Here is a 7,863-nt window from a genome sequence, read left to right as displayed (position 1 = left end):
AGGCATTCCCCGGCGCCGCCGCCCGTCGTGTCCCCGCAGGTCAGCCCTCGATCGTGCTCGGGTCCATGTACATGACCTCCCACAGGTGACCGTCGAGGTCGGAGAAGCTGCGCGAGTACATGAAGCCCTCGTCCTGGGGCGGGTTGGTCTGCGACCCGCCCGCGGCGAGCGCCCGGTCGGCGAGCTCGTCGACGCCCGTGCGGGACTCGGCGCTGATCGCGTTGATGGTCTCGGTCGCGCTCTGGGCGTCGACGATGGTCTTCGACGTGAAGCGACGGAAGAAGTCGCGCGTCAGGAGCATGACGTAGATCGTGTCGCTGATGACGACGCACGACGCGTTCTCGTCGGTGAACTGCTCGTTGATCGAGAACCCGAGCTGCGTGTAGAACGCCTTGGACTTCTCGAGGTCGGCCACGGGCAGGTTGACGAAGATCTGGGTTCCGGTCATGACGTGCTCCTTCGGACGTGCCGCCGCGCTGGGCTCCGCGGCGAGGACGGGTGTCGTCGGTGTAGACCGGCGGTCCTCGGAGAACTCATCGGCCGGTCAGACCAGCACCTCGCCGTCGCGGGCCACGACCTGGCCGCCGGCCACGACGAGCGCGCGGCCCGGTGCCCGGACCACGGCGTCCATGGTGTTCTCGGCGTCGACCAGCACGACGTCGGCGCGTGCGCCCTCGACGAGGTCGTGCACCGGGCGTCCCACGAAATGTGCGGCGTCGCTCGTCGCGAGCCGGGCCGCGCGCACGATGTCCTCGTCGTGGCGGAAGCGCGCGAGCTGGGACAGGCGGGTCGTGAGTGCGAGCAGGTCGCCCGTGCCGTACGGCGCCCACAGGTCGCGGATGCCGTCGGTGCCCAGGCCCACGCGCACGCCGTGCGCGCGCAGCAGGTCGAGCGGGAGCGGGGTGGCGCCGATCGGGGCGACGGTCGTCATGCTGATGCCCGCGTCGCCCATGGCCTCGACGAGGTCGGCCATGCGGGTCGGCGGGAGCTGCCCGACCGCGAAGCCGTGCGCCACGTTGACCTTGCCCTGCAGGCCTGCGCGGATCGTGCGCTCGATCATGAGCTCGATCTGGAACGCGCCGAGCTCGCCGCCGTCGTGGAGGTGGACGTCGACGCCGACGCCCCGGCGCTCGGCGATCTCGAACAGCCCGTCGAGCTGCGTCACGGGGTCGCGGTCGATCGAGGCGGGGTCGAGCCCGCCGATGTGCTCGGCCCCGGCGGCCGCTGCGGCGTCGAGCAGCTCGAGCACGCCCGGCCGGCGCAGGACGCCGTCCTGGGGGAACGCGACGATCTCGGCGTCGACCGCGCCGCCGAGGACGAACAGGGACTCGCGGACCACGTCGATACCGCGCAGACCGAGACCCAGGTCGACGTCGACGTGGGTGCGGATCGCCGTCGTGCCGTGACGCAGGAACTCGCGCAGGACGGCGACCGTGACGTCGACCCCGGGGATGCCGAGCTCGTCACGGTGCTCGCGCTCGTGCGCGATGCGTCCCTGCGTGGTGGCCTCGCCGCCGTAGCTGACCCAGGGCTTGCCCCACCAGCTCTTGTCGACGTGCGCGTGCGCGTTGACGAACCCGGGCAGGGCCAGGAGGCCGCGCCCGTCGACCTCGCCCGGGGCGGGCGCGGTGCGCCCCTGGCGGGCCCCGGCCTCGGTGGGGGAGTGCGGCGTCACGCGGGTGATGTGCCCGTCCGTGACGTGGAGGTCGACGGGGTCGCCGCCCCACGGCCGGACGTTGCGCAGCACCGACACGGCGACCTGGGGAGAGGTGGGGAACGGGGGCATCTGGGGTCCTTCTTCCGGTGGTGCTGGCTGGCCTGGTGCAGGACCCACCCCCAGGGGCTCTCACCGTCGTAAATGGTATACCATTTCTCGCCGAAGGTTCCGGGAGGATGGACGCATGAACGCAGACCAGCCGTTCGAGCCCGAGGCGGACCGGGTCGCCCGCATCGTGCGCGAGCAGATCATCGACGGCGACCGCGCGCCGGGCGACCGGCTCGTCGAGCGCGACCTCGCGGCCGAGCTGGGCGTGAGCCGCGTCCCCGTCCGCGACGCCCTCAAGGCGCTCATCGCCGAAGGGCTCGTGACCCCGCGGCCCAGGACGTGGGCCGTCGTGCGGACCTTCACCGACGCCGACGTCGACGACCTCATCGAGGTGCGTTCGGCGCTCGAGACGCTGACCTTCCGCCTCGCCGCCGAACGCAGGACCCCCGACGAGGTCGCCGCGCTCGAGGCCGTCCTCGATCGCGAGGCCCGGGCCGCGCGCGACCACGACGCGAAGGCCGCCCACCGTGCCGGCGCCGACTTCCACGAGCTCGTCGCGACGACCGCCGCGAGCCCCCTCCTCGACGAGATCGGCGCGATCACCGCGAGCCGCCTGCGCTGGCTCCTCGGGCAGCACCTCGACCTCCAGGAGATGGTCGACGAGCACCGCGGGCTCCTGGCCGCGATCCGCGCGGGCGACGGGCAGGAGGCGGCGCGCCTCGCCGTCGGGCACGTGCAGACCAGCCGCGACGCCGCGCGCACCCGGCGTGCCCAGGCCGCACCGCGGGACTGAGGTCTCACCCCTCCCGGCGCACGTCCTCGGGCGACTTGTCGGGTCGCCAGCCCCGCCACACGGCGTGCCGCAGCTTGCCGTCGCCGTCGGGGGTGCTCGTCCAGTCCGCGTAGTCGACCTCGCCGACCAGGTGCGGCGTGACCCAGCGGGCGTCCGAGGCGTCCGCGGCCGGGACGTCGAGCGCCGGGTTCGTGACCCGCTCGATCCGGCCGAGCCGTGTCACGAGGTCGCGCCGGTCCTTCTCGGTGAAGCCCGACCCGACACGGCCCACATAGCGCAGCCCCTCGTCGTCGGGCACGGCGAGCAGCAACGAGCCGACCAGGTGCGACCTGTCCCCGTGCCCCGGACGCCAGCCGACCACCACGACCTCCTGGCTGTGCGAGTGCTTGACCTTGATCCAGCTCCGCGAGCGACGCCCGGCCGTGTACGTGCTCGTGCGGCGCTTGGCCACCACGCCCTCCAGGGCGAGCTGCCTGCTCGTCGCGACGGCCCCCGCGAGGTCGCCGTCGAACGCCGGCGGTACGTGCACGATCCCCGACCCGTCGACCAGGTCCTCCAGGATCGCGCGGCGCTCGTCGTAGGTGCGCCGGACGAGCGAGCGCCCCCCGACGGACAGGACGTCGAAGAGCATGAGCTCGACCCCGACCTTCGCGCGCGCCGCCGCGACGTCCCCCGCCCTGGTGAGGTTGGCGCGCTGCTGGAGCCGCCGGAAGCTCGGGCGACCGCGCGCGTCGAGCGCCACGATCTCGCCGTCCACGACCACGGGCAGGTCCTCGGGAGGGACGCGGGCCGCCAGGTCCGCGAGCTCGGGGTAGGTCACGGTCATGTCCTTGCCGCTGCGGCTCACGAGGCGGACGGTCGGGGCGCCGGTGCTGCCGGGCGCCGTGGCGCCGCCGGTGACCTGCGCGACCACCCGGAAGCCGTCCCACTTCATCTCGTAGGCCCAGTCCTCGGGGTCCCCCTCGGCCGTGAGCGTCTCGACCGTCCCGGCGGTCGCGAGCATGGGGCGGGGCAGGGCTGCACCCGCGGGCCCGTCGTCGTGCTCGGTGGGGTGCTGCCCGGTCGCCTTGCCGCGGGGCGCGGCGTGCCGTGTCGCGTGCTGTGGCGCCCGCCCCTCGTCGCGCGGGGCCATGAGGTGGATGAGCCAGTTGTTCTCCTCACCCTTGCCGGAGGACCCGTGGCCCCCCGTGTGGATGAGCGCGAGCCGCCGCGTCCCGTGCTGCTCGCCGTGCAGCGTGACGATGACCTCCTCGTCGTCGCGCCACTTCTCGAGCTCGTACGTGCCGGCGTCCCAGATGGTCACCTCGCCGCCGCCGTACTCGCCCGCCGGGATGGTCCCCTCGAACGAGCCGTACGCGAGCGGGTGGTCCTCGGTCTGGACCGCGAGGTGGTTCTGCTTCGTGTCGGTCGGCTCGCCGCGCGGCAGGGCCCAGCTCACGAGCACGCCGTCGTGCTCCAGGCGGAAGTCCCAGTGCAGGCGGCGCGCGTGGTGCTCCTGGATGACGAAGCTGTTGCCCGCCGGTGGCTCGTCGGGCGGCTCACCCGATCCCGGGACCGGCTCGGGCGTCCGGGAGGCGTCGCGCTTGGAGCGGTAGGTCTCGAGGCGGTCGCGGCGGGGTTCGTCTCCTGGTGTGCGGTCGCGCCCGCTGTCGTCCGTGCTGCCGCCGCCCGACGGCGCCGCGCCCTTGCGCGCGAACGTCGCCATGCGCTCGGGCGTGGGTTCGAGAGAGGCCAGGTGGCCGGCCGTGAGCGCCGCGAGCGGGTCGCCCATGCTCTGGACGCGCTCCACGACCTGGTCCTTGTCGAGGTGCGCGAGATCCGGGTCGTCGAGCTCGTCCCACGTGCGCGGGGCCGCGACGGTCGGGTGGGCGCGGCCACGCAGCGAGTAGGGCGCGATGGTGGTCTTGTTGCCGTTGTTCTGGCTCCAGTCGACGAGCACCTTGCCGCCGCGCAGCGCCTTCTTCATGTCGCTCACGACGAGGTCGGGGTGCTCGGCCTCGAGGTAGCGCGCGAGCTCGTGCGCGACCGCGCTGACCTCGTCGGCGGTCTGGTGGCCGTCGAGCGCGGCGTACAGGTGGATGCCCTTGGACCCGCTCGTGACGGGCAGGGGGTTCAGGCCCATGCCGCGCAGCACGTCGCGGGCCAGGCGTGCGACCTCGGCGCACTCGGGCAGGCCTGCCCCCTCGCCCGGGTCGAGGTCGAGGACCAGCCGGTCGGGGTTCTTCTGGACGCCGGTCCGCCCGAACTGCCACTGCGGCACGTGGATCTCCAGGGCGGCGACCTGCCCGAGCCACGTGAGCGTCGCGAGGTCGTTGACGAGCGGGTACTCGTTCGCGTGGTCCTTGTGCTGGATCGTGCGACGCCGGACCCACGTGGGCGTGCCGGCGTCGAGGTTCTTCTGGAAGAACACGGGCCCCTCGACGCCGCCCGGCCAGCGCTTGCGCGTGGCCGGGCGGTTCGAGGCGTGGGGGAGCAGGACGTCCGCGACCGCGGCGAGGTAGGCCAGGACCTCCCCCTTGGTCGTGCCCGTGGCCGGGTACAGGACCTTGTCCAGGTTGGTGAGCTTGAGGCGGTGACCGCCGACGCTCACGGTCTGCGCCGCCGTCGAGGAGGCCATGGGTCCATGGTTGCCCGGGGTGGGTGGTTGCGCTCGGTGGGTGAGGCGGGGGCTCGTGGCCGGGCGACTCGTCGAGCGTGCAGTTCGGGCTGTTCTCCGGTTCGCTGGACCGCCCGAACTGCACACTCGGCGACGGACGCAGGTAACCCAGGCAGCGTGGGCGGAGGGCGGTGAGAGCACGGGGGCCAGGGCCACCCGGTAGTAGGACGTGCAGTTGTGCAATCTTTGCAGTCGTGCATACAGTGCAGTCATGCAGACCGCTCCGACGTCCCTCCGCGAACGCAAGCGCGCCGAGACCTGGCTCACGATCCACCAGGCGGCCGCCGCACTGGTCCGTGAGAAGGGGCTCCACCACGCGACCGTCGAGGAGATCGCCGCCGCGGCGGGAGTCTCGCCACGGACCTTCTTCAACTACTTCACGACCAAGGAGGAGGCGATCCTGGGGCTCGTGCCCCCGACCGTCTCCGACGAGGCGCTCGCGGCCTTCCGTGCCGAGACCGAGGGACCCGCGTTCGAGCGGGTCGTGCGGTTCCTGCTCTCGATCCTGCGCTCGACGCTCCACCCCGGCGTCCCCTTCGCCGAGCGCAAGGCGCTCGTGCGGGAGCACCCCGAGCTGCGCAAGCACGCCATGGGCTACGTCTCCCAGGTCGAGGGGCTGGTCAACGACCTGCTGTCCGACCGGGCCGAGGACGGGACGGGGTTCAGCGAGCTCGCGTCGCTGGGTCTGCCCGACAGCCCCGACACCGCGCGAGCGCTCCTCATGCTCGCCGGCACCATCATGCGCTTCGCGTACTCGCGCAACCCCGGCACCGCCCTGAGCGACGCCGACGCCGAGGCCGACATCAGCGAAGCGATCACCATCTTCCGAGAGGTCTTCGAGGCCACGCTATGACCACCACCCCCCGAGCCGGCCGCACGCCGGCACCCACCCGGGGCGCGACGACCACCCGAGGTGCCGCGCCCACCCAGCCCCCGGCCGACGCCCCTGACGCCCCGGCAGCGACGCAGAAGGACCGCGGGATCGTCCTGCTCTTCCTAGGCCTCATGGTCACGATGCTGCTCGCGTCCCTCAACCAGACCGTGCTGTCGAGCGCGCTGCCCACCATCGTGGGCGAGCTCGACGGCGTCGAGCACATGAGCTGGGTCATCACGGCCTTCATCCTCGCCTCGACCATCACCATGCCGATCTACGGCAAGGTCTCCGACGTCCTGGGGCGCAAACCCCTGCTGCTGACCGCGATCCTGCTCTTCATGGCGGGCTCGGTCGTCGGCGCCGTCGCGGGCGACATGAACCTGCTCATCGTGGGCCGCACGGTCCAGGGCCTCGGTGGTGGCGGGCTCATGATCCTGTCGCAGGCCGCGATCGCCGACGTCATCCCCGCCCGCGAGCGCGGCAAGTACATGGGGATCATGGGGGCCGTCTTCGCGGTCTCCTCGGTGGCGGGGCCGCTGCTCGGCGGCTGGTTCACCGAGGGCCCTGGCTGGCGCTGGGTCTTCTGGATCAACATCCCGCTGGGCGTCGTCGCGGCGCTCGCCGCGATCTTCCTCCTGCACCTGCCCAAGAAGGCGCGCAGCACCGAGCGTGTCCGCCACGACTACCTCGGCATGGCCCTCATGGCCGTCGCGACCACGGCGCTCGTCCTGGTCGGGACGTGGGGCGGCTCGCAGTACGCGTGGGGCTCGGCGACGATCCTCGGCCTGATCGCCCTCGCGGTCGTGGCGGCCGTCGCGTTCGTGCTCGTCGAGAAGCGTGCCGACGAGCCGATCATCCCGTTGCACCTGTTCGCCGACCGCAACTTCACGGTCACGACCGTCGCGGCCCTCGCGACGGGCATCGCGATGTTCGGAGCGATCGGCTACATGCCGACCTACCTGCAGATGGCGACCGGGGCCAGCGCGACCGTCGCGGGCCTGCTCATGATCCCCATGATGGGTTCGCTGCTCGTCACCTCCGTCATCACGGGGCAGATGGTCTCGCGCACCGGGAAGTACAAGGTCACGCCGATCGTCGGGTCGCTGGTCCTGGGCGTGGGCCTGGCGCTGCTGTCGACCGTCGAGGCGGACACCGCGACGCCCATGATCTGCGTGTTCCTCGCGGTGATCGGCATCGGCCTGGGCGGGAGCATGCAGATCCTCACGCTCATCGTGCAGAACTCGTTCCCGCTGCGCGAGGTCGGGACCGCGACCGCCGCCAACAACTACTTCCGCCAGGTCGGGGCGACCCTCGGCTCGGCCGTGGTCGGCAGCGTCTTCATCGCTCGCCTGACCACGCTCCTCGCGGAGAAGTTCCCGCAGGGCACGGGGTCGGCGGGCGGGACGGGCTCGCTCACCCCGGACCTGGTCCAGTCCCTGCCCGACGGCGTGCGCGCCCTCGTGATCGAGTCCTACAACGAGGCGCTGGTACCGCTCTTCCTCTACATGGTGCCGCTCGCGATCATCGCGGCGATCGCCCTGTGCTTCGTCCACGAGAAGCCGCTCGCGACCTCCGTCGAGCACGAGATCGCCGCGGAGTCGCTGGCCGAGGGTCAGCTCCTGGTGACGGACGCCGACACCGACGCCGGCACCGACGCCCACGCTGACGAGGCGAGCGACGCCGTCGGGCGGGGGGAGAGCGTGAGCGCCGGGGCGCGCCCCGAGCGGTAGCACTCCCGCTGGACGCGACGACGGGTCGCCCGACCTCGTGTCGGG

6 protein-coding genes are annotated in these 7,863 nt (G+C 72.5%); 3 read left to right on the top strand and 3 right to left on the bottom strand.

Annotation, left to right across the window (positions count from 1 at the left end; translation table 11 throughout):
* Positions 1-40: 40 nt before the first annotated feature.
* Together ACFRCR_RS14685 and ACFRCR_RS14680 are read right to left on the bottom strand one after the other, a co-directional pair.
* Positions 41-448 (bottom strand): VOC family protein, encoded by a 408-nt coding sequence (locus tag ACFRCR_RS14685; protein WP_377678534.1) that lies wholly within the window; start codon positions 446-448, stop codon positions 41-43.
* A gap of 96 nt (positions 449-544) precedes the next feature.
* On the bottom strand, positions 545-1,786 hold the full coding sequence (locus ACFRCR_RS14680) for an amidohydrolase family protein (RefSeq protein ID WP_377678532.1): 1,242 nt from the start codon (positions 1,784-1,786) through the stop codon (positions 545-547).
* Positions 1,787-1,901: 115 nt separating this feature from the next.
* Between ACFRCR_RS14680 and ACFRCR_RS14675 the strand changes: the two genes are divergently transcribed.
* Positions 1,902-2,558, top strand: coding sequence for a GntR family transcriptional regulator (locus ACFRCR_RS14675; RefSeq protein WP_377678530.1), 657 nt, complete (start codon positions 1,902-1,904; stop codon positions 2,556-2,558).
* Positions 2,559-2,562: 4 nt separating this feature from the next.
* On the opposite strand, the gene ACFRCR_RS14670 is transcribed toward ACFRCR_RS14675, so the two are convergent.
* A complete protein-coding gene (locus tag ACFRCR_RS14670) occupies positions 2,563-5,175 on the bottom strand; it encodes an ATP-dependent DNA ligase (protein ID WP_377678529.1) in 2,613 nt (870 codons plus the stop codon).
* Positions 5,176-5,425: 250 nt separating this feature from the next.
* Here ACFRCR_RS14670 and ACFRCR_RS14665 point away from each other — a divergent pair, with 250 nt between their 5' ends.
* Together ACFRCR_RS14665 and ACFRCR_RS14660 are read left to right on the top strand one after the other, a co-directional pair.
* Positions 5,426-6,067, top strand: coding sequence for a TetR/AcrR family transcriptional regulator (locus tag ACFRCR_RS14665; RefSeq protein ID WP_377678528.1), 642 nt, complete (start codon positions 5,426-5,428; stop codon positions 6,065-6,067).
* The gene (locus ACFRCR_RS14660; RefSeq protein ID WP_377678526.1) at positions 6,064-7,818 is read left to right on the top strand and encodes an MDR family MFS transporter; all 1,755 of its coding nucleotides are present in this window, start codon (positions 6,064-6,066) and stop codon (positions 7,816-7,818) included. The genes ACFRCR_RS14665 and ACFRCR_RS14660 overlap by 4 nt, the downstream gene beginning before the upstream one ends.
* Positions 7,819-7,863 lie beyond the last annotated feature (45 nt).

The sequence above is a fragment of the Oerskovia sp. NPDC056781 genome, assembly GCF_042789955.1.
GTDB classification, from domain to species: Bacteria; Actinomycetota; Actinomycetes; order Actinomycetales; family Cellulomonadaceae; genus Oerskovia; species Oerskovia rustica.
The sequence above is the reverse complement of the archived record's forward strand: the minus strand, read 5'-3'. Positions and strand labels throughout refer to the sequence as shown.

Excerpts from the sequence above, each read along its gene's own strand:
- ACFRCR_RS14675 (WP_377678530.1), top strand. The coding sequence starts at position 1,902 with ATGAACGCAGACCAGCCGTTCGAGCCCGAGGCGGACCGGGTCGCCCGC.
- ACFRCR_RS14665 (WP_377678528.1), top strand. The coding sequence starts at position 5,426 with ATGCAGACCGCTCCGACGTCCCTCCGCGAACGCAAGCGCGCCGAGACC.
- ACFRCR_RS14685 (WP_377678534.1), bottom strand. The coding sequence starts at position 448 with ATGACCGGAACCCAGATCTTCGTCAACCTGCCCGTGGCCGACCTCGAG.
- ACFRCR_RS14670 (WP_377678529.1), bottom strand. The coding sequence starts at position 5,175 with ATGGCCTCCTCGACGGCGGCGCAGACCGTGAGCGTCGGCGGTCACCGC.
- ACFRCR_RS14680 (WP_377678532.1), bottom strand. The coding sequence starts at position 1,786 with ATGCCCCCGTTCCCCACCTCTCCCCAGGTCGCCGTGTCGGTGCTGCGC.
- ACFRCR_RS14660 (WP_377678526.1), top strand. The coding sequence starts at position 6,064 with ATGACCACCACCCCCCGAGCCGGCCGCACGCCGGCACCCACCCGGGGC.